Source organism: Bacillus sp. AR8-1 (genome assembly GCF_008042345.1).
In the GTDB taxonomy this organism is placed as follows: domain Bacteria; phylum Bacillota; class Bacilli; order Bacillales; family Bacillaceae_G; genus Bacillus_A; species Bacillus_A cereus.
Genome location: NZ_QNUB01000002.1, coordinates 62,650 through 83,101, shown reverse-complemented (window position 1 = coordinate 83,101; position 20,452 = coordinate 62,650). Strand labels below are relative to the sequence as shown.

The following is a 20,452-nucleotide window of genomic DNA, read 5'->3' as shown; positions in this document are numbered from 1 at the left end:
GGTGGTAACGGTTCTGGTGGTAACGGTTCTGGTGGCAGTGGCTCTCACGGCGGTAATGGCTCTCACGGCGGCAATCGTGTTAAAGGTGATAGCAGTTCTCAAGGGGGTAATGGCTCTCAAGGTGGCAATCGTGTGAAAGGCGATAGCAATTCTCAGAAGGGCAACGGTTCTCAAGGGGGTAATGTAAAAGATAATACAAAAAAACAAGGTGATAAATTACCTAATACTGCAACGCATTACCCTATATCTATTTTAATGGGTCTTTCAACATTCCTAATTGGTATGTTACTGTTTATTCGTCGTAAAAACGTAAAATAAGAACAACATCCTTCCATCTAAAGAATACATGAAATACTGTATAAAACCAAAAAGGGCTTTGGATTGCATTTTATTATGCAGCCCAAAGTCCTTTTTATCACCTATCAAAAGAGTATTAATATGCTTTTCCCCAATACACCATTTGTTTAGCTTCTTTACCACAACAAATACATTCTTCAGCTAAATGCTCTTGCTCAAAAGGCATACAACGTGAAGATACTCCCACCTCTTCTTTTAGTTTCTCTTCACAAGCCAATTCCCCGCACCACATTGCTTTAATAAAGCCTTGCTTTTCGTCAGCTACTTTTTTCATCTCTTCGAAATTTGTCACAGCATACGTATTCTCATCGCGAAATGCTTTTGCTTTATTAAATAAAGCAATATGAATTTCTTCAAGTAATGCTGGAATACGTTCTTCTAATTGATCCATTGGTACAAACTCTTTTTCCTTCGTATCTCTTCTTACAAGTACAACTTGATTCTTTTCAATATCTTTAGGGCCAACTTCTAATCGAATTGGAATACCCTTCATTTCATACTCATTAAATTTCCAACCAGGCGTTTTATTACTAGCATCTATTTTTACTCGTGCAACCTTTTGAATATGTCCTTGTAACTCTGTTGCTTTTGCTAAAACTCCTTCTTTATGCTGAGCAATTGGTACAATAACAACTTGCACTGGAGCGACTTTTGGTGGCATCACAAGTCCATTATTATCGCTATGAACCATTATTAGCCCACCTATCATTCTTGTTGATACACCCCAAGATGTTTGGTGCACATATTGCCATTTACCGTTACGATCTAAAAACTTAATATCAAATGCTTCTGAGAAATTCGTCCCAAAGTTATGAGAGGTTCCTGTTTGAAGCGCTTTTCCATCATGCATTAAACTTTCAATTGTATAAGTTGCCTTTGCTCCAGCAAACTTCTCTTTTTCTGTTTTTTGTCCTTTAATAACTGGTATCGCTAAATAATCCTCACAGAAAGAAGCATATAAGTTTAAAATATTTAATGTTTCAGCCTGCGATTCTTCTGCCGTTTCATGGATTGTATGACCCTCTTGCCATAAAAATTCAGTCGTACGAAGGAATGGTCTAGTTGTCTTCTCCCAACGAACTACTGAACACCACTGATTATATAACTTTGGCAAATCATTATAGGATTGCACAATTTTTGAAAAGTGCTCACAGAATAAAGTTTCAGATGTAGGACGTACACAAAGTCTTTCCGCTAACTTTTCATCCCCGCCATGCGTAACCCATGCTACTTCAGGAGCAAATCCTTCAACATGATCCTTCTCTTTTTGCAATAAACTCTCTGGGATAAACATTGGCATATATACATTTTCATGGCCAGTTTCTTTTAACTTCTCATCCATCACCTTCTGCATATTCTCCCATAAGGCATAACCATACGGACGTAAAATCATGCACCCTTTTACACTTGAATAATCAACAAGTTCGGCTTTTTTTACAATATCGGTATACCACTGCGTAAAGTCCTCTTCCATCTTCGTAATGGCTTGCACTTGTTCTTTTGCCATAGTCAGTCTTCCTCCTTCTAGAAAATACAAAAAAGCCCGCGTCCCTAAATAGGGACCGAGCTTTGCCGGCGTTACCACCCTGATTCATGCACAAAAATTGCGCATGCTCTCTTTTTGATAACGGGAAATTCCCGCTGCATATGCAGAACTCAAAGGCAGGTTCCATATTGCCTTTTTAAGAATCTTTCAGCCTGGCGGATTCTCTCTCTGCTAAAAAGGTTGAATATGTACTAGTCCTTTTTCATCGTTATAACGAAATAAATTTGTTGATTATCATAATACAAATTCTTTTTTAAAACAATAGCTAATTTTCTTATTATTATATATTCTTTTCATTTTTTACAGTTTTATACGTAGCTTTTTCGAGAGATTTTTACAAGTTGATGTGCAATCATACCAATAAGTGTACCTAGTAGAACGAAGAAACCAATAAATCCATATCCCATTCCTTCCCACCCACCAATAACCATCATGGTAACAGGAAATGATGCTAAGCAAAGAAGTATTACAATCAGTGCAAATATAATATCAAACTGTTTGTCTGGAAAACGTTTCTTTAGTAAATATGAAATAGCAAATACAAGGAGAATTGTGATGCCACCAATGATGTAAAATATACCGAATCCATCTAACCAGTCCATACTATTCCCTCCGTCCATAGATTCCCTTATACTTATTATATGTTTAATTTTTCTGAAAATAAACAATAAATTTTATTCAGAAACATATTTTTATTACTAGGTATTAATAGTAATATATAAGAATAGGTTTTATATAATTAGGAGGATTACTTTATGGATAAAGCATTAACGAATCGTGTCATTATTTTATCATTCGACTGTTTATCAGCTTTAGATTTTCCTATACTACAAAAACTACCTCATTTCCAATCTCTAATAAAAAAGGGCACGGTTGTCGAAAAAGTAGAACCAATTTATCCTTCTGTAACATATCCAAGCCACTCAACAATCGTAACCGGTAATTACCCTAACAAGCACGGTGTTGTTAGTAATACGTTACTTCAACCAGGACGTGAATCACCTGATTGGCATTGGTACCGAAAATCGATAAAAGGAACAACATTGTATGATGAAGCGCGTAAAGCAAATTTAACGACAGCTGCCCTTCTATGGCCTGTTACTGGGAGAGCAAACATTGATTACAATTTACCAGAAATTTTCCCCAATAGACCGTGGCAAAATCAAGTGTTAGTTTCCTTATTTAGCGGTAGCCCACTATACCAATTAGATTTAAATCGTCGTTTCGGCCATATAAGAAATGGTTTATCACAACCAGAGCTGGATGATTTCGTCCTCGCCTCTGCTGTACACACCATTCAGACGAAAAAGCCTAATGTTATGTTCGTACATTTCACTGATTTAGACACGCAAAGACATTATCATGGCTTTGAATCTAACGAAACAATAGCTGCAATTCATAGACATGATGAGCGGCTCGGGAAAATTATTCAAACTTTAAAAGACAGTGACCTATACGAAGAGAGTACAATTATCGCTCTTGGTGACCATAGCGCTTTAAGTGAAAACAAAGCAATTCAATTAAATGTGCTATTCCAACAAAAAGGCCTCGTATCTATAAATAAAAAAGGGCTATTAGTAGATTGGAAGGCCTATTGTCAAAGTTGCGACGGGTCTGCCTATGTATATGTGAAAGACAAAAATGATACGGATACAATTCGAGAAGTACAACTACTCCTTGAAGAACTGCTGCAAAATAAACAGAATGGAATTGAATTTATACTTCATGATGAAGCTGCGAAAGACTGCGGTGCAGATGGTAATTGTTTATTTATGTTAGAAGCGCAAGAGGGGTATTATTTCACTGAAAACTATACAGGAGATTTTATAAAAGAAATTACTGAAAAAGATGTTACGCCTAGTAAAAAATATACATTTGGTACGCATGGATACTCTCCAACAAAACCTACCTATGAAACAATTTTTATCGCTGCTGGAAAAGGAATAAAAACCGGCGTTACCGTCCCGTATATGAGACTTATTGATGAAGGTCCAACTATCGCTAGACTACTCGGTTTACACTTAGGCGAAACAGACGGATTAATTGTAGAGGATTTACTCCAATTGTAAAGAACTGTGTATATATGTAAAAGTTCTGTAAAAATCATCACTGTTTCTCTTTTTATAATTTTTATTTTTGTACACTGTTAGTAGAACAAATTTAAGGGGGAACACTATATGAAAAAAATGTCCAGACAAGAAAAAAGCTGGATATTATACGATTGGGCGAACTCGGTATATTCGCTCGTCATTACAACTGCATTATTTCCAATTTACTTTAAAGCAGCTGCAAAAGAAGCCGGGCTATCTGGTGCAACTTCAACAGCATATTGGGGATATGCAAACTCGTTCGCTACACTTTTAATTTCTATACTTGCTCCTATTCTCGGCACAGTTGCTGATTATAAAGGATTTAAAAAACGATTTTTCACATTCTTCTTTGGACTTGGTATCGTATTTACAAGTATGTTAGCAGTCGTTCCAACATCTCAGTGGTACTTATTATTAGGATGCTATATGCTCGCCTTAGTTGGTTTTGCTGGAGCCAACATTTTCTATGATGCATTTTTAGTAGATGTCACTTCTGAAGATAGAATGGATCGAATTTCTACAAGAGGTTTCGCTTTAGGCTATATTGGGAGTACTATTCCTTTTATCGGTTGTATCGCTCTTATTATTCTTGCTCAAAAAGGAACTATCCCTTTATCAGTTGGCATTGCTAGTCAAATTTCATTCGCGATAACTGCTCTTTGGTGGGGGTTATTTACAATTCCAATGCTTAAAAACGTAGAGCAAACACACTATATTGAGCGTCATCCAAGGCCTATTAAAATGAGCTTCAAACGTCTTGCTGATACTTTTAAAAATATTAAAGAATATAAAACTGTATTTATGTTTCTAATTGCTTACTTTTTCTATATTGACGGAGTCGATACAATTATTACTATGTCTACAGCTTACGGAACCGACCTCGGTATCAGTGCAACGAATCTATTAATCATATTATTTGTAACACAAATTGTCGCTTGTCCATTTGCGTTACTATACGGAAAACTATCTGAAACATTTACTGGTAAAAAAATGTTATATGTCGGTATCATTATTTATATCATTATTTGCACATATGCTTATTTCTTAAAAACGACACTTGATTTTTGGATTTTAGCAATGTTAGTTGCTACATCTCAAGGTGGTATTCAAGCACTAAGTCGTTCATACTTTGCAAAACTAGTACCAAAAGAATCTGCTAATGAATTCTTCGGATTTTATAATATATTTGGGAAGTTTGCCGCAATTATGGGTCCGGTATTAGTCGGTGTTACAACGCAATTAACAGGAAAAACAAACGCTGGTGTTCTTAGTATTATTGTTCTGTTTATTATCGGAGGATTCTTACTAACTAGAGTTCCAGAAAATAATACATCCGTTACACCACCTAGTCCAAAGACTAAAACGCTCTAAGAAAAGATCCTCTTCTCATAAGAAGAGGATCTTTTTTATTTTTAAAGGTGCACCTTATAATGAACGACTCTACTGCTTGTACAAAAATAATTTATCAACAGTTGTTCCTAATACTTCAGCTAAACGGAATGCTAACGCTAAACTTGGATCATATTTATTATTCTCAATTGCATTTATCGTTTGTCTAGAAACCTTACATTTATCAGCTAATGCGCCTTGTGAAATATTATTTTCAGTGCGTAATTCATAGATTTGATTTTTCACACCATTGCTCCTAACCTGTAAAATCGTTTTTACAACATCAGTATATAATTGGCTCATATAGTTGTCAAAAGTTCCTCAAAGAAAAAGGGAGCAATATTGCTCCCTTACAATAGTTATTTTGAAGCTAATGAATTTGTTAGTGCCTCTTTATTAGCGATATCTTCTTTCTTTATTTGCATACGTAGAACTGGCCCTATCGCTAATAAAATAAGTGCCATTGCTATACAAAACACAGTAACTAGCGAAGTTAGTTCCTTTAATCCTCCAGCTAATGAAGTTCCAATTAGCATTGCCCCCATAAACAGTGGTAAAATCGTCCCATTTACTCTTCCAACCATATTTTCTGGTACAAGTTGAATCATAAGCGTACCGACAACAATATTAACACAAGCTAAACAAATACCTGTTCCAAATCTCATGAAACTAGTAATCCAAAATGATGTAGATAGCCCTTCTACTAAAAATGAAATCGCTAATATACCCATACCGAATACAAACATCTTTTTCGGATTCACTTTTGAAGCGAAAACTGCAGCAACAATACCACCAAGTAACATACCTATTCCATCAGCTGCCGCTAAATATTGAACAGCTTCTTTTTCCATGCCTAAACGTTCAATTACAAGGAATACTTCTAATGGATTCGTTAATCCAACAGCTAAACCCATAATTGTAAAAGTAATCGTAATCATACGTAAATTTTTCGTATGAAGAACATACTTCCAACCTTCTTTTATATCATTTTTTAATGAATCTCTCGCCACTTGCTCTTTTTCAACCCATTTTGGTAAAAATGAAAGGGCGATAGCAGATAACAAAAATAAAATGATTAAGCTATATAGTGACGTAAATAAACCAAGTTGTGTATACACAAGCGATCCTACCACTGGCCCAAAAATTAGAAATAATGACTGTAATGTTTGGTTAAATGCAATCGCATTTGCTACCTGTTCTTCTTTTACATAGCGCTTAAATATACGCGAAGATGAGGGCTGAGAAAACTGACCTACAATCGCGGAAATGAGTGTTGCAAAAAATATAGCCTGCCAATAATCCAGCTTTAACAACAGGACAATTCCTATAATAGACAGTACACTCAACACATCTCCAGCGACCATTGTTCTTTTCGGATTCCAACGATCTGCTAATGCACCACCAATGAACGAGAAAATAAAGATAGGTGCATACTCCATGACAGATAATAGAGACACTGAAACTGGATCATTATTTGTCCGCTCCATTATGAAATATAAAAGAGCCATATTTCTGATCCAAATTGCAAATTGTTGTAAAATATCAGATGCCATAACGAGCATAAATGCTCGGTTTTTAAATAAAGCTTTCACTTTCATTCCCCTTCCATAAACCGACCGTTCGGTCTAATTTGTTTTGTAAGAAAAGCAACTGACTTATTATTCAGCTGCCATTCCTTTTAACAATACATCTATTGCCTTTTTATAAATACGTTTCAGCTCTTTATAATCTAACTCGTAGTAAAGTACTCCAAGCCCTGATAATAATCCGTTCACAATATACATAAGATCACGAGCATTATCTTCACGGAACTCTCCAGACTGTATACCTGCTTCAATTAATTTCTCAAACATAACATATGATTCTCTAGTTAAAGCTAACAGTTCATCCAGAATCTCTTTACTTACAACTTGGCTCATAGAGAATTCCTCTATTGCATTTGAAATTGGTTGCTGTATGTCCTCTACATGATATTCCGCGAGACCATATAGTTTTTCAGTACTAGTACTATACAACTTCTCTTTTTCATTCCATTTTTCAACCCAATCATACGTATGCTGTTTCACTACAAATAAAAATAATTCTTCTTTACTTTTAAAGTGATAATAAATGCTTCCTTTACTTCGCTCTGTAATTTCACAAATCTCTTCCATAGATGTAGCTGCATAGCCCTTCTGTGAAAATAGACTTTCTGCTTTATATGCAATTTCTTTCTTTATCTCTTCTGCGCTTCTTCTCATATTCACACCTCTTTAAACCGACCGTTCAGTCTAATAATAACAAATCAAAAACCTCTATCGCAAGAGGATATATTCCTTATTTAAGAAAACGTACTTTCAAACCAAGTTCGAATCATATGTATCGTTCCAAATTTAAATGCTAATTTAACAAGAAATACGCCTCCCGCAGCTAATAAAAATAACACTACTTTCCCCTTATTTTTCACTTTCGGTTCCCTTTTCATTTCCATTCCCCTTAGTATATTAAAAATATTAATCAAACGTTTGTTTAACTGTGTTTATGCAATATGTAAGCCAACTAATCAAACGTTTGTTTAAAAAGAAATACGCCTATATAAGGCGCATTTTCATCAATCACCACCGCCACCGCAGCTTCCTCCGCTATCTCCCCCAAAAGACCCTCCACAATCATGTGAGCCACCATCATGCGAGCTATCATTATCAGATCCAGCAAAGAAAAATAATGGTGATGAGCTGTTAGATGAATTATGAATGTTATTTTGTTTTGTAAGATTTACCTTCTTTTTGTTCGATCGAACTGCTGTTACGATTATTCCAACTACAACAAATAATAGTATGACAATAATAAATTCCATATAAAAGCCTCCCTTATTCCTCGAATAATTGAATGGTTCTCTCTAGATTTTCAATTGAAATGAAGCGCGATTCCCGAAGGATCTCTTTTCCATTATAAAATAATAAAATTGTCGGTCCTGTAAATACGGCATATCGCCCCGCAATCTCTTGCATGTCTTGTAGTAATATCTCTATTTTCTCTAAGTAATCATAATTCTCTAATACGCAATTTACTTTTCTTAGCATAACATCACAAACACCACAATTTTCCGTTTTAATAAACAGAAGTACCAATTGTTGTTCTTCGATATAGGTCGCTAATTCTTCTATCGTTTTAAATGTAGTCATCTTATCCCTCTTAGCGTAGTTTACGAAATACTTTGTCTTGATACATACGAAAAGCTGAACTATCTTTAATCTTTCTCTTTTCCATTACCTGCTGAAAACGAAGCGTTTTTACTGTTAACTCTTCTCTTAATTTCTTTCTCTCTTCTTCATCATAACAGCAAGCAATTAGATCCTCTATTTTTAATATATCTTTTTGTAGTTCCATCTCTGGTGGAATCATTCCCGCATTTTTTAAAATTTTATAACTCATTCTAAGTTCTGGAGGTACCATTGAAAGATCTTCTAATTGTAGTGGTTTTCCTTTTCCCGGAAGATAATCAAGATCACCATTCCGTATCGCTTGTCGAATTTTTTCTTCAGCAATGTTCAAAAACACATCCACACTGTTCCCTCCTTTACATATTTTTACTATTATTTTACATGATATTTCCTTATCTTTCTACGTCTTTAATAATTGGCTCCATACAATTTTTTCTCAAATTTATTTATAATGAGCTATTTCCTCCCATACCGACCTTTCGTTTTCATATATAGTTTGTATTCAAGCCTTTTTGTATTGAGAAAGTCTTTTACAACTGAATAAAGCGTTTACACTAAATCTTACATTTGTTACGATTTAATCACCCCCAGCTCCCTTGTATAGACTTCGTGATGTCTGATCATTTTATCTAGACGTTTCATACGTCTAGATTCATTTTGATTTATTGGCGTATGCCTTTAAATATATCTTTTATTTTGAAAGGAGAAATGGCTATGAGGTCTCAAAAATTCACACTGCTATTACTATCTTTACTACTTTTCTTACCTCTTTTTCTCACAAATTTTATTACTCCAAATCTCGCATTAGCAGATTCACCAAAGCAAAGTCAAAAAATTGTTGGGTACTTTCCATCGTGGGGCGTTTACGGACGTAATTATCAAGTTGCTGACATTGATGCATCAAAACTTACTCACCTTAACTATGCTTTCGCGGATATTTGTTGGAATGGAAAACATGGAAATCCTTCTACCCATCCTGATAATCCAAATAAACAAACGTGGAACTGTAAAGAATCTGGTGTACCATTGCAAAATAAAGAGGTTCCTAATGGTACTCTCGTACTCGGTGAACCATGGGCTGATGTTACCAAATCGTATCCTGGCTCAGGTACAACTTGGGAAGATTGCGATAAATATGCCCGTTGCGGAAATTTCGGAGAACTAAAACGATTAAAAGCTAAATATCCTCACTTAAAAACAATTATTTCCGTTGGTGGCTGGACTTGGTCTAACCGCTTTTCTGATATGGCCGCTGATGAAAAAACAAGAAAAGTATTTGCTGAATCTACAGTAGCTTTTCTTCGCGCATATGGGTTTGATGGCGTAGATTTAGACTGGGAATATCCGGGCGTTGAAACGATTCCTGGTGGTAGTTATCGTCCTGAAGATAAACAAAATTTCACTCTCCTTCTTCAAGACGTCCGAAATGCTTTGAATAAAGCAGGTGCTGAAGATGGCAAACAATATTTACTAACAATCGCGTCAGGTGCAAGCCAACGCTACGCTGATCATACAGAGCTAAAGAAAATTTCTCAAATACTCGATTGGATTAATATTATGACATATGATTTCCACGGTGGATGGGAAGCTACTTCTAATCATAATGCAGCTCTATACAAGGATCCAAATGACCCAGCAGCAAATACGAATTTTTACGTAGATGGTGCTATAGACGTTTATACCAATGAAGGTGTTCCAGTGGATAAACTAGTATTAGGCGTACCTTTTTACGGACGTGGCTGGAAAAGTTGTGGAAAAGAAAATAACGGACAATATCAACCTTGCAAACCAGGTAGTGATGGGAAACTTGCTTCTAAAGGTACTTGGGATGATTATTCTACCGGTGACACAGGTGTGTATGATTACGGTGATTTAGCAGCCAATTACGTTAATAAAAATGGTTTTGTACGCTACTGGAATGACACAGCTAAAGTACCTTACTTATATAATGCGACTACAGGCACATTTATTAGCTACGATGACAATGAATCTATGAAATATAAAACAGACTATATAAAGACGAAGGGTTTAAGTGGAGCAATGTTTTGGGAACTAAGCGGGGATTGCCGTACAAGTCCAAAATATAGTTGTAGTGGTCCAAAATTACTTGATACGCTAGTAAAAGAATTACTTGGTGGACCTATTAGTCAAAAAGATACTGAGCCACCAACAAATGTTAAAAATATTGTAGTTACGAATAAAAATTCAAGCTCAGTTCAATTAAGTTGGACTGCATCCACTGATAACGTAGGCGTTACTGAATACGAAATTACTGCCGGAGAAGAAAAATGGAGTGCAACAACAAATAGCATTACAATTAAAAACTTAAAACCTAATACGGAATACACATTTTCAGTAATTGCCAAAGATGCTGCTGGAAATAAATCACAACCTACCGCTCTTACTGTCAAAACAGATGAAGCTAATACGACACCTCCTGATGGAAATGGCACTGCTACATTTTCAGTCACTTCGAATTGGGGCAGCGGTTATAACTTCTCAATTATAATCAAAAATAATGGAACGACCCCTATTAAAAATTGGAAATTAGAATTTGATTATAGCGGCAATTTAACACAAGTTTGGGATTCTAAAATTAATAGTAAAACAAATAATCATTATGTAATTACGAACGCAGGATGGAATGGCGAAATTCCTCCTGGCGGATCTATTACAATTGGTGGTGCAGGAACAGGTAATCCTGCCGAACTTTTAAATGCCGTCATTAGCGAAAACTAGACGTAATATCCATTAATTATTTCACTAAAGTTTGAATTTAGGTTCGAGCAATACCTCCTAAATTCAAACTTTTAATTTTACGAAAAATAAAAAACATTACAATAACTTATTATAATTATATTTAGTTTCTAATATGAAGTTTATATGAAGTTCATTTGAATTTTACATGAATTTCCTTTAATTTCTATTGTCTTCCTATAATATCCACATTATCCTTTACATATAGGAATTATTTTCATTCCATTTTGAACTATCTATATATATAAAGAAAGATAGTCACCTGTTAGGGAAAGGCTTTCGTATTATTATAAATATAACAAAAGAAAAAGCACGCTTATAAGCGCACCATAAGAGTGCTTCTTCATACAATTCTCATGTAAGAGTTCTCGAAAATCATGTTAATCACAAAGAAAAGGCATTAGCTCATAAAAGCTAATGCCTTTTCTTTATTCATATTGTTCAGCATTCCAATCTTCTATATTCCATACTTTTGTTATCCACGATTCATAGAAAGAAGGTTCATGTGAGACAATTAAAACTGTTCCCTTGTATTGTTGTAACGCTTCCTGTAAAGCCATCTTAGTTTCTACATCCAAATGATTAGTCGGTTCGTCTAAAATTAAAACATTGCTTTTCGTTACGATAAGTTCACATAAACGCACTTTCGTTTGCTCTCCACCGCTTAATAAACGAATAGGTTTTAATACGTGTTCTTCTTTCAATCCACACTTCGCTAATACTTGGCGCACTTCTTTCTTTGTCATATCTGGTCGTTCTGCCCAAACTTTCTCTAACGGTGTTATTTCTGAAGCAAACTCTTCCTGTGCAAAATAAGCAGGATTTACTCGTTCCCCAACAAAAATTGAACCGCTTAGCGGCTTTATTTGACCTAATAACGTCTTTAACATTGTCGTTTTTCCAATACCGTTATGACCAACAACAGCTATCTTTTCTCCTTTTTTCACTTGTAAATTCAAGTCTGGAAATAACGGCTCACTATAACCCACTCTTAGTTTCTCAGCCTGTAATATACGACTTACTGGTTCATTATAAACAGTAAAAGCAAAACGGGACCGAGGTATATTATTAACCTTTTCAACCCTTTGCATTTTCTCCAATACTTTCTCTCGACTTTTTGCCTGTTTTGCTTTTCGAATTTTATTTTTTTGAATAAATGTTTCTAACTGAGCAATTTCTTTTTGTTGTTTCACATACGCCGATTGTAATTGTTTCCTTTGTACTTGGTAACTTTGTAAAAACTTTTCATAATCCCCTACATATCGCTTAACTTTTCGTTCTTCTAGATGGTAAATGACATTCGTAATATTGTTCAAAAATACTTCATCATGCGAAATGATAATATAAGCTTTTTCGTACAGTTTCAAGTACGATTGCAACCATTCTATATGTGCTGTATCTAAATAGTTCGTTGGTTCATCTAGCAATAAAACATCAGCTTTTTCTAGAAGAAGCTTTCCTAGTAATAACTTTGTCCGCTGTCCTCCACTTAACTTTGAAACATCTTTTTCCAATCCTATTTCAAACAGCCCTAAACCAATTGCCACTTCTTCAATTTCTGTATGAATTTGATAGAAATTAGAGTTTTCCAATATAGTTTGTAACTCTCCATACCTTACTAACAATTTTTCTACTTCTACTGCTTCAGCCATCTCTTCTGCAATTTTTAACATTTCGTATTCAATCGCATACAAGTTAGAAAATGCACTTTGCAAGTATCCTGCAATTGTTATTCCTTCTTGTAAATCTATATGCTGCTGCAAAAATCCAACCTTCACATGTGGAAACCATTCAATGTTCCCATCATCATGTATAAGTTCTCCTGTTAAAATTCTTAGCAGTGTTGATTTTCCAATCCCATTTTTCCCTACTAACCCAACATGCTCCCCCTTTAATAATCGAAAGCATGCATTATATAAGATGGTTTTCTCACCATACGAATGACTTAAATTTTCTACTGTTAATATACTCATTTTTTTCTCTCCTTTACTTATCGTCCATAAGCTAAATAGAGAGACCAACAGTATGAATCCTTATTTAATTATGCATATAAAAATGGGTAAGGTGAATACACCTTACCCATTACATATTATCGTAAAAAAGGATTAAGGTTCTTTACCTGCTGTCTTCAATTTAGCTTAATCTTAAAAAATGGGCAGACTTCTCCCATATCAAGCTAAAACCATTTGAAGAACAGTTGATAAAGTCATTTTATCCTTTCACTCCTTTAACATTTGTTATATTAAGAGTATAAACTACTCTGTTATATTCTATTCTCTATTTTCCCTTTTGTTCCTTCTCCATCTTTTCATATTCTAAAAAAAGCCTCTTAACAGTAATTATACTAACAACTGTTAAAAGGCTTTTTCTATTTTTTCATATAAGGAGCTAACACACTTAAAATCTCTTCTTTATCCTTTTTTAATTCGAGTGATGTTAACATATCCATCGTTCTCGGTCTAGGTAATTTCACTTGTACCTCGCCAACAATTGACGCTGGTCTTTGAGATAAAATAAATACGCGATCTGAAAGCAAGATTGCCTCATCTAAGTCATGTGTAACCATAACGATTGTTTGCTTCTCTTGATGCCAAGAGTTTAAAAGCCAGCTATGTACTTCCATTTTTGTAAATGCATCTAACTTTCCAAAAGGCTCATCAAGCAGCATAATTGGCTTTTCACATAAATATGTGCGCAGAAAACTAATTCTTTGACGCATACCACCAGACAATTCATCTGGATAATGGTCTGCATATTCATCTAGTTCGAACTGCTTTAATGCTTCCATTCCTTCTGTCAGCCTTTGTTTTTTCGGCTTTCCTTCAATTTCTAACGGAAGAACGATATTTTGCAAAGCTGATCGCCACGGTAGTAATAAATCTTGTTGTGGCATATAACTAACAACATCTTGCTCTTGTACTTGCTTATCTTTATACATTACGTTCCCGCTTGTTGGTTTTTCAACATTTGCAATCATGTTTAATAATGTGCTTTTCCCGCAACCACTCGGTCCTACAAAGGAAACAAACTCTCCCTCTTGTATAGAGGCACTAATATTCTCTAATACATTCTTTCCGTCGAAAGATTTCACTATATTTTTTATTTGTAATCCGCTCATTTTTCACTTGGAAGGAATTCATTTGTAAAAGCATCTTTTACATCGATTTTCTTTTTAATAACTTTGTTGTCATATAAGAAATTCATGTAATTCGTCCAAATTTCTTCCTTCTGTACTCCCCATGCTTTCGCATCATCTTGATACTTCGTACTTAACCATTTCTGGCTTTCTTGAACTAAATCTTTATTTACATCTGGAACAGCTTTAATTAGAATATCAGCAGCTTCTTTCGGTTCCTTAATTGCAAAATTATAACCTTCTGTTGTTGCACTCATAAACTTTTTCACAAAGTCTTTATCTTGCTTCGTATGTTTTTCACTCGTAATAATAACAGGACTATAGAAATCAAGCGCTGGATCTAAGTCCTTCACCATAATCGTATTTAACTCTTTTCCTTGGCGCTTCGCTTCAATACCATCCCAACCGTAATAAATCCATTCGAAATCTGCATCACGGCCGATTGATTTAAAGAAATCTGTTTGTCCTAAGATGATTTTTTCAACTTTATTAAAATCAGCTTGATGCTTATCCATAATCGTCTTTAATGTCGCTTCTTCCGCTGGTCCTCCCCAGCCGCCATAACGTTTACCTTCAAAATCTTTCGGTGACGTCATATTATCTTTCTTAAGCGATGCAAACGCTGAAGTGTTATGCTGAATAATCGCTCCTACAGATACAACAGGAATTCCTTCCACACGAGCTAATGTTACATTTTCTTGTGCGCTTATTGCGAAGTCTGCTTTTCCTGATGCTATCATTTGCTCTGCTGTTACATTGTCACCTGGTTGAATAATTTCTACATCTAATCCTTGCTTTTTGTAATAATCTTTCGTTTGCGCTACATACAAGCCAGTATGATTCGTATTTGGAAACCAATCTAATACTACTTTTACTTTTTGATCTTTACTTGCACTTTCTTCTTTCTTCGCCGGATTACATCCAGCCACACCTACCGCTACTAAGGCAGCTAACATAACTTTCAAACCTTTTTTCATTTTCTGCCGTCCTTTCTATATATCCATGGTGCTGTTATTCTTGCCATAAACTCTACGATAAAATACAGGCATAATGTCACTATAACGATGATTGCTGCAACACCAAATACTCGGGCAGTCAAAAAGGATTTTGTAGCCCTCGTAAGCATAACGCCTAATCCTTCACTTGCACCGAGCCATTCTCCGATAATTGCCCCCATTACGCTATATGTAACTGCAATTTTTAAACCGGAGAAAAAGTATGGAAGCACTGCTGGAAATTTTACTTTCTGGTAAACTTGCCATTTTGTCGCCTTCATTGTTTGTAACAGCTTCAACATGTTTTTATCTACTGTTTGAAAACCTTCTAAAATACTAAGCGCAATTGGGAAGAAACAAACGAGTATTACGACCATTACTTTCGGCAACATCCCATATCCAAACCAAATAATAAATAGCGGTGCAAGTACAACAATTGGAATTGTTTGCGAAATAACGAGTAATGGATTTATTAAAATACGAAATAACGGTATAACGTCCATAATAATTGCGATGCTCGTCCCCAATAAAATTGCAAAGAATAGTCCAATTATAACTTCCTGCAGTGTTTGCATCGTATTTGGTAATAGTAAATCTTTCATCCCAATTAATTCTTGAACAATGGCAGAAGGCTTTGGTAAAATCCACGGTTCGATTTTAAATAATGAAACAGATCCTTCCCATATAGCAATGAGAAGGATAAGCCAAATAGTTGTAATAAGTTTAGATTGCTTCTGGTTTTGCATATTCATCACGGTACTTCCAAACCTTTTCATCTATCGTTACACCAGTGCTTGGACGATAATGGATTTTAATAGAAGTAATCACTTCTTCTGCTCCAGCATCGACGCAAGCTTGTTGCGCACGTTTAACGACATCAAGAAGTACATCTAATTCTCCTTCCAAAGTTGTTTCCATTGCCCCTACTTCATAACGAACTCCCGATTGTTGCACAACTTCAATTGCTTTATCGACAACAGAATATACATCTTTCGTTTTCGCTTGTGGTACTACTGAAAATGACATTGTAACTTGTTGTGACATAATAAAATCCCCCTTATAAAATTAGATTTCAAAAATAAGAAAAGGCTTTCCTACTGCGTAGGAAAGCCTTGTATGCAAGTTATTATAGAATAACATATGCTACATCACTTTAAGTAACTCCCTACGCTGGCATTATCCAGATCAGGTTGAGGGTCGATGTTTACTTACATCCTCTCAGCCAATTGGCTCCCCGGTCCTTAATTCGTTTTCATTGTAGCATGATTTATTTTATTGAACAAACAAAAGCATGCATAATCATTTCATTATTTTTGGAAAATATCCAACTTTTTCACCATGAGCTAATAACTGCTGTATAAATTCTTTATTGATTGCTGGTACTATCAATTCTTTTTTCTTAATCCATTCATTCGTTCTACGCGTACCCATTACAATTTCAGATTGCTGCGCTCCATCTCCTGCAACTTGAGAAGCAATTAACTCTGCTATTACTTCATTTTCCTTCGCTAATTCAAGTCCGGTATTTACATATTCTGAAAGTGGAACCATTTCAAGATTGTATCCACACTCTCCAATTAACTGTATAAATTGTTCAAACTCAATTTGATGTGGATGACAAATATGTAACGTCTCTCCTACAATTTGCGAATCTTTTAAATACAATACAATTGATTTACTAGCAAAATCAATTGGTGTGAAATCAACTTTCCACTTCACATTTGGTGCTTTCCCAATTAATAGCATTGTTTTAATAAGACGATAAAATGCGTTTCCTTCAATATTTTGTTGGAACGAACCTGTTTCTGAATGACATGCTAAATTACCTGCACGATAAATATTTCCGCGCAAACCATTTTTCATTGCTTCACGAACAATGTTTTCCGCTTGTAGTTTACTATTTGAATATACATTCTCTAAGTCTACACTGTAATTAAAATCACCAGTTTTCATGTATGTATCCCATTGATCTACCGCTAATTCTAACGGGATACCAATTGTAGAAATAAAATGGAATGTAGCACCTTTCTCCGCTAATGCTAGCATACGGCTAGTTCCTTGGACATTTATATTTTCAAATTGTTTTACATCTCCAAAATGTCTTACATCTGCACCGCAATGAATTATCGTATCCATCTTAGAACTGATGAACATAAATTCTTCTTCGCTCATCCCAAGATACTCTTCCCCCAGATCACCAGCTACGGCCTGTATACGCTGTAACCATTCTTCACATATATCACTAAAGTAGCCTGTTAATGTATCTATAATTCTTTGTTGCACATCTTTGGTTGGTCTTACTAAACAATAAATAGTAGCAGATGTATCTCTCAACAATTCATATAATATGTGTGATCCTAAATAACCAGTAGCTCCTGTTAAAAAGACATTTAAAATCTGGGTTTCTTCCAAAACGTTTGCATACGTAATAGTATCTGGTTCGTGAATCACTTTATATTCACGAAATACTTCTTCTTTCTCTACTTTTACTTCTCGCTCAATTCGAGCTAATCCATATATCGTTCTTTCTTTAAAGAAATCTTGAATTGTTAAATGTGAAAAATCTTCTTTTAACAATGTTAAGACTCGTAATACTTTTAATGAATGTCCACCAATTGTAAAGAAATCATCATGTACTCCAACTTTTGAAATTCCTAATACTTCCGCCCAAGCGCGCGCTATTTGTTTCTCTGCTTTATTAGAAGGTGCAACATATTCTTGTAGACGAACCGGTTCATACTTTTCTTCTAGCTGAGCTAACTTCTTAACATCAATCTTTTTATTAGGTGTAAGTGGCAATTCATTAATATAAATTAGTTTAGATGGCACCATATAATCTGGTAATTGCTCTTGTAACTGATAAACTAATTCTGGTATTTCTTTTTTATTTAAAGTTGTATAGAACGCGATTAAATATTGGCTACCTTCCTTACTCTTCTTAGCAAAAACAGCATTTTCTTTTATATTATGATTTTGAGAAATTTTACTTTGGATTTCTCCTAGTTCAATACGATGTCCTCTAATCTTTACTTGATCATCTTTCCGATGTAAAAATTCTATATTTCCATCCTCTAACAACTTAACAATATCACCTGTTTTATATATATTAACTATAGGATTGAAAGGGTTCTGAATAAAAGCTTCAATTGTTTTATTAGGCTTATTAAAATACCCTTTTGCTAATCCTACTGAATCTATATATAATTCACCAGGTACACCAATTGGACAAAGATTCATATTCTCATCCAAAATCATAACTTGATAATTAGCACATGGTTTACCAATGGGAATACTCGCAACATCCTCATTTAACTGACTAGGTATTTTATAGGTTGTCGTCACTACAGTACATTCTGTCGGTCCGTATACATTATGAATTTCAACATTTGTACCTATTCTTTCTCTCCACAATTTAATAACCTCTACAGGCAACATTTCACCGCCAATCGCAATTCTTTTTAGGGAAGCTAGCTTATATATATCTTCTTCTGCTAAATAAGTTGCTACTTGTCGAACAAAAATTGTTGCTAATGCCAAGATCGAAGTTGCTTTCACTTTATAGATTGCATTTGCAAATGCTTCTACAGACAATCGCTCTTCCTCTAATAATACATACAAATTTCCTCCGCAGAATAAAGAAGCAAATGACTCCCATACAGAAGCATCGAAACTAAAGGAAGGAAATTGGGCAAATACATCCTCTTCTGTCAATTCATATTGCTTTTGCATCCAAGTGTACAGATTAACAACGCCTCTATGTGCTAACATCGTTCCCTTTGGATTCCCTGTTGAACCAGATGTATAAATCATATAAGCTACATCATCACAATGAATAGACAACTTTACATCTATATCTTCACAAGTTTCACTATCATACATTGAAACTGTTTGAACCCCATCACATGTTATAGGCGTCTCTTTCATCAATATAACTTTCGCTTGGCTATCTTGAATAATGTACTGTATTCTACTTTCCGGATAATCTGGATCAATCGGAACATACGCTGCACCAGCTTTTAATATAGCTACCATACTTACTACTGTGTCTATGCTACGTTTCATAAATATTCCAACATAGTCTCCTAATTGGACGCCATTTTTAATTAACATATGAGCTATTTGATTACTTTTTTTATTTAGCTCCTCATAAGTTAAAGTACCTTCCCTTGAAGATAAAGCTATACGATTTGGAAATTGAGTAACAGTATTATAGAACATATCGACGATACTTTTCTCAGGATATACTGCTGTCGTATCATTCACTTGACTATAAAGTGCCATCTCGGCCTCTGTAATAATATTAAAATTTTTTATATAATTATTCTTATTTTGTGATGTACCAATTAAAACACCTTGTATTTGTTGTGCATAACGAGTAATCGTTGTTTCCTTCCAATTAACACTATTAAATATTATTTCTACACTTTGCATATTTTTACTAAATACAAATTGTAATGTATTCGTGTCTTGTAGCTCATAATATGTTTCACCAATAATAATAGGTGACATTTCATATAATGTATTACCGTTTTGAAACTCTTCTATTTCTTCCTCATTCATTTCTTTAATTTGTTCCAGTTGCTCTTCAATCTGTAAATTCAAACTTTCATAGGAGAGAAAATTAGAAACTTCAATAGTAATCGGAAATAAACTTCCTCTTACATGATAAAGCACGACAATATGTTTTTCTTTAGAAATATGATATAACCACGTTGCAGTCGCTCCTATTAAATCTACAATGTGAGTCAAATTTGGAAATAGTTCAGTTTTCCTTTTTATCCTAAGTTCCGTTCCTTGCACATCTTTAGGTATTTTAATACTTCCTTCTACTTTCCCTAAAAATTCTTTTACCATCTCATTATAAGAAATTGCTAATTTCATATTTATGTAAATTCCTCTCTTAAATATAATAAAGGTGTGAAAATTCACACCTTTTTCATCCCTTATTAACGGGCAGATTCGTTCAATTCATAATCAAT

At 34.7% G+C, this 20,452-nt stretch carries 19 protein-coding genes, 1 riboswitch and 1 other annotated feature; of the genes, 4 read left to right on the top strand and 15 right to left on the bottom strand.

Annotated features, from left to right (window positions below):
- On the top strand, positions 1–318 hold a 318-nt coding region (locus DN400_RS00845; RefSeq protein WP_141550618.1), incomplete at its 5' end, for an LPXTG cell wall anchor domain-containing protein.
- A 115-nt stretch (positions 319–433) separates the two neighbouring features.
- Here DN400_RS00845 and proS read toward each other — a convergent pair.
- The gene (proS, locus tag DN400_RS00840; protein ID WP_098211367.1) at positions 434–1,864 is read right to left on the bottom strand and encodes a proline--tRNA ligase; all 1,431 of its coding nucleotides are present in this window, start codon (positions 1,862–1,864) and stop codon (positions 434–436) included.
- Positions 1,865–1,911: 47 nt separating this feature from the next.
- Positions 1,912–2,118 (bottom strand) — a binding site (T-box leader).
- 93 nt (positions 2,119–2,211) lie between these two features.
- A complete protein-coding gene (locus DN400_RS00835) occupies positions 2,212–2,505 on the bottom strand; it encodes a YesK-like family protein (protein WP_000383860.1) in 294 nt (97 codons plus the stop codon).
- A gap of 153 nt (positions 2,506–2,658) precedes the next feature.
- Between DN400_RS00835 and DN400_RS00830 the strand changes: the two genes are divergently transcribed.
- Positions 2,659–3,972: an alkaline phosphatase family protein gene (locus tag DN400_RS00830; protein WP_147801478.1), complete on the top strand. Its 1,314-nt coding sequence runs from the start codon at positions 2,659–2,661 to the stop codon at positions 3,970–3,972.
- 108 nt (positions 3,973–4,080) lie between these two features.
- Positions 4,081–5,364, top strand: a complete 1,284-nt coding sequence (locus DN400_RS00825; RefSeq protein ID WP_000738820.1) for an MFS transporter — start codon at positions 4,081–4,083, stop codon at positions 5,362–5,364.
- A gap of 69 nt (positions 5,365–5,433) precedes the next feature.
- Here the strand turns inward: DN400_RS00825 and DN400_RS00820 are convergent, their stop codons facing one another.
- From DN400_RS00820 to DN400_RS00790, 7 genes are all read right to left on the bottom strand, one after another.
- The gene (locus DN400_RS00820) at positions 5,434–5,685 is read right to left on the bottom strand and encodes a helix-turn-helix transcriptional regulator (RefSeq protein WP_002023181.1); all 252 of its coding nucleotides are present in this window, start codon (positions 5,683–5,685) and stop codon (positions 5,434–5,436) included.
- Between the two features lie 56 nt (positions 5,686–5,741).
- Entirely contained in the window at positions 5,742–6,974 is a 1,233-nt protein-coding gene (locus DN400_RS00815; protein WP_000645358.1) for an MFS transporter, read from the bottom strand.
- Between the two features lie 66 nt (positions 6,975–7,040).
- Positions 7,041–7,622 (bottom strand): TetR/AcrR family transcriptional regulator, encoded by a 582-nt coding sequence (locus DN400_RS00810; protein WP_001254447.1) that lies wholly within the window; start codon positions 7,620–7,622, stop codon positions 7,041–7,043.
- An 80-nt stretch (positions 7,623–7,702) separates the two neighbouring features.
- Positions 7,703–7,846 (bottom strand): hypothetical protein, encoded by a 144-nt coding sequence (locus DN400_RS00805; RefSeq protein ID WP_000817981.1) that lies wholly within the window; start codon positions 7,844–7,846, stop codon positions 7,703–7,705.
- Positions 7,847–7,972: 126 nt separating this feature from the next.
- Positions 7,973–8,218 (bottom strand): hypothetical protein, encoded by a 246-nt coding sequence (locus DN400_RS00800; protein WP_000394364.1) that lies wholly within the window; start codon positions 8,216–8,218, stop codon positions 7,973–7,975.
- A 13-nt stretch (positions 8,219–8,231) separates the two neighbouring features.
- Positions 8,232–8,546: a thioredoxin family protein gene (locus DN400_RS00795; protein ID WP_071714727.1), complete on the bottom strand. Its 315-nt coding sequence runs from the start codon at positions 8,544–8,546 to the stop codon at positions 8,232–8,234.
- Between the two features lie 10 nt (positions 8,547–8,556).
- Positions 8,557–8,928: a DnaJ family domain-containing protein gene (locus tag DN400_RS00790; protein ID WP_000382378.1), complete on the bottom strand. Its 372-nt coding sequence runs from the start codon at positions 8,926–8,928 to the stop codon at positions 8,557–8,559.
- 371 nt (positions 8,929–9,299) lie between these two features.
- On the opposite strand from DN400_RS00790, the gene DN400_RS00780 reads away from it, so the two are divergent.
- Positions 9,300–11,324 (top strand): glycosyl hydrolase family 18 protein, encoded by a 2,025-nt coding sequence (locus tag DN400_RS00780; protein ID WP_072941102.1) that lies wholly within the window; start codon positions 9,300–9,302, stop codon positions 11,322–11,324.
- Positions 11,325–11,770: 446 nt separating this feature from the next.
- On the opposite strand, the gene DN400_RS00775 is transcribed toward DN400_RS00780, so the two are convergent.
- From DN400_RS00775 to DN400_RS00750, 6 genes are all read right to left on the bottom strand, one after another.
- Positions 11,771–13,315, bottom strand: a complete 1,545-nt coding sequence (locus tag DN400_RS00775) for an ABC-F family ATP-binding cassette domain-containing protein (protein ID WP_097913230.1) — start codon at positions 13,313–13,315, stop codon at positions 11,771–11,773.
- 395 nt (positions 13,316–13,710) lie between these two features.
- Positions 13,711–14,460 (bottom strand): ABC transporter ATP-binding protein, encoded by a 750-nt coding sequence (locus tag DN400_RS00770; RefSeq protein ID WP_000016079.1) that lies wholly within the window; start codon positions 14,458–14,460, stop codon positions 13,711–13,713.
- Positions 14,457–15,455 carry an ABC transporter substrate-binding protein gene (locus tag DN400_RS00765; protein WP_000715573.1) on the bottom strand — a complete coding sequence of 333 codons (999 nt, stop codon included), beginning with the start codon at positions 15,453–15,455 and terminating at the stop codon, positions 14,457–14,459. Before DN400_RS00765 ends, DN400_RS00770 begins: the two co-directional genes overlap by 4 nt.
- On the bottom strand, positions 15,452–16,225 hold the full coding sequence (locus DN400_RS00760) for an ABC transporter permease (protein ID WP_001057164.1): 774 nt from the start codon (positions 16,223–16,225) through the stop codon (positions 15,452–15,454). The genes DN400_RS00765 and DN400_RS00760 overlap by 4 nt, the downstream gene beginning before the upstream one ends.
- Positions 16,197–16,517, bottom strand: a complete 321-nt coding sequence (locus tag DN400_RS00755; protein WP_000082906.1) for an MTH1187 family thiamine-binding protein — start codon at positions 16,515–16,517, stop codon at positions 16,197–16,199. The genes DN400_RS00760 and DN400_RS00755 overlap by 29 nt, the downstream gene beginning before the upstream one ends.
- Positions 16,518–16,618: 101 nt before the next feature.
- Positions 16,619–16,720, bottom strand: a riboswitch (TPP riboswitch).
- A 52-nt stretch (positions 16,721–16,772) separates the two neighbouring features.
- Positions 16,773–20,354, bottom strand: a complete 3,582-nt coding sequence (locus DN400_RS00750; RefSeq protein ID WP_147801477.1) for a non-ribosomal peptide synthetase family protein — start codon at positions 20,352–20,354, stop codon at positions 16,773–16,775.
- Positions 20,355–20,452 lie beyond the last annotated feature (98 nt).

What these genes read in the sequence shown, in the direction of transcription:
- DN400_RS00825 (WP_000738820.1), top strand. Translation starts at nt 4,081, where the DNA reads ATGAAAAAAATGTCCAGACAAGAAAAAAGCTGGATATTATACGATTGG.
- DN400_RS00805 (WP_000817981.1), bottom strand. Translation starts at nt 7,846, where the DNA reads ATGAAAAGGGAACCGAAAGTGAAAAATAAGGGGAAAGTAGTGTTATTT.
- DN400_RS00770 (WP_000016079.1), bottom strand. Translation starts at nt 14,460, where the DNA reads ATGAGCGGATTACAAATAAAAAATATAGTGAAATCTTTCGACGGAAAG.
- DN400_RS00820 (WP_002023181.1), bottom strand. Translation starts at nt 5,685, where the DNA reads ATGAGCCAATTATATACTGATGTTGTAAAAACGATTTTACAGGTTAGG.
- DN400_RS00795 (WP_071714727.1), bottom strand. Translation starts at nt 8,546, where the DNA reads ATGACTACATTTAAAACGATAGAAGAATTAGCGACCTATATCGAAGAA.
- DN400_RS00775 (WP_097913230.1), bottom strand. Translation starts at nt 13,315, where the DNA reads ATGAGTATATTAACAGTAGAAAATTTAAGTCATTCGTATGGTGAGAAA.
- DN400_RS00780 (WP_072941102.1), top strand. Translation starts at nt 9,300, where the DNA reads ATGAGGTCTCAAAAATTCACACTGCTATTACTATCTTTACTACTTTTC.
- DN400_RS00835 (WP_000383860.1), bottom strand. Translation starts at nt 2,505, where the DNA reads ATGGACTGGTTAGATGGATTCGGTATATTTTACATCATTGGTGGCATC.
- DN400_RS00800 (WP_000394364.1), bottom strand. Translation starts at nt 8,218, where the DNA reads ATGGAATTTATTATTGTCATACTATTATTTGTTGTAGTTGGAATAATC.
- DN400_RS00760 (WP_001057164.1), bottom strand. Translation starts at nt 16,225, where the DNA reads ATGAATATGCAAAACCAGAAGCAATCTAAACTTATTACAACTATTTGG.
- DN400_RS00810 (WP_001254447.1), bottom strand. Translation starts at nt 7,622, where the DNA reads ATGAGAAGAAGCGCAGAAGAGATAAAGAAAGAAATTGCATATAAAGCA.
- DN400_RS00755 (WP_000082906.1), bottom strand. Translation starts at nt 16,517, where the DNA reads ATGTCACAACAAGTTACAATGTCATTTTCAGTAGTACCACAAGCGAAA.
- DN400_RS00765 (WP_000715573.1), bottom strand. Translation starts at nt 15,455, where the DNA reads ATGAAAAAAGGTTTGAAAGTTATGTTAGCTGCCTTAGTAGCGGTAGGT.
- proS (WP_098211367.1), bottom strand. Translation starts at nt 1,864, where the DNA reads ATGGCAAAAGAACAAGTGCAAGCCATTACGAAGATGGAAGAGGACTTT.
- DN400_RS00830 (WP_147801478.1), top strand. Translation starts at nt 2,659, where the DNA reads ATGGATAAAGCATTAACGAATCGTGTCATTATTTTATCATTCGACTGT.
- DN400_RS00750 (WP_147801477.1), bottom strand. Translation starts at nt 20,354, where the DNA reads ATGAAATTAGCAATTTCTTATAATGAGATGGTAAAAGAATTTTTAGGG.